Source organism: Paenibacillus periandrae (genome assembly GCF_022458865.1).
Lineage (GTDB): Bacteria > Bacillota > Bacilli > Paenibacillales > NBRC-103111 > Paenibacillus_S > Paenibacillus_S periandrae.
The window spans coordinates 1-555 of record NZ_JAJNMU010000117.1; the positions used below are offsets into that span (position 1 = coordinate 1).

At 54.6% G+C, this 555-nt stretch carries 1 pseudogene; it reads left to right on the top strand.

The features are described 5' to 3' along the window. Nucleotides 1-50: 50 nt before the first annotated feature. A pseudogene (locus LRL21_RS44820) lies at nucleotides 51-555 on the top strand (hypothetical protein); the annotation flags it as partial.

Sequence of the window (555 nt, forward strand, 5' to 3'; positions counted from 1 at the left end):
GGAATATCGGACATCCAACAGAAAGCTGTTATACCGATACTCCATTAATTATGTTCTATACACTTGAACGCGGCGATGAGCAAACCGTGCTGGAGTACCAGGTGATTTATAGCCATGAGGATGAGGGAACGCCTGCCCCTATGCTGATGTCCAAGTGGGGGCGGCTGACAGACATTGAATGGACGCTGCGGGTTGTGATGGATCGGGACGGACGAATGTTTACGGCGACCTACCAGGGACCGCATCATCTTACGACGGAGTTTCGCGGCGGTTATGCACTTGGCGGACATCCGGCCATGCAGGCCGCGACGACTAACGGGATGGTGACGGATATGCCAACGTCGTCCTACCGGTTACTTCTGGCTCCTGTGTACCGCTGGAATCCAGCTGCAGAGCCGCGCGAGCGGGTTATGGATGCGTTCCCTTTTACGTATCAGATGATGGCTTGGGAAATGGAGCGCCACAGCCGATTGTCCGAGCTGATGACTGCCGGGTCTGGTTCGGAGTCATGGCAGGTAACGGATCTGCGTCATTATTTATATGTGCAGACGTCGA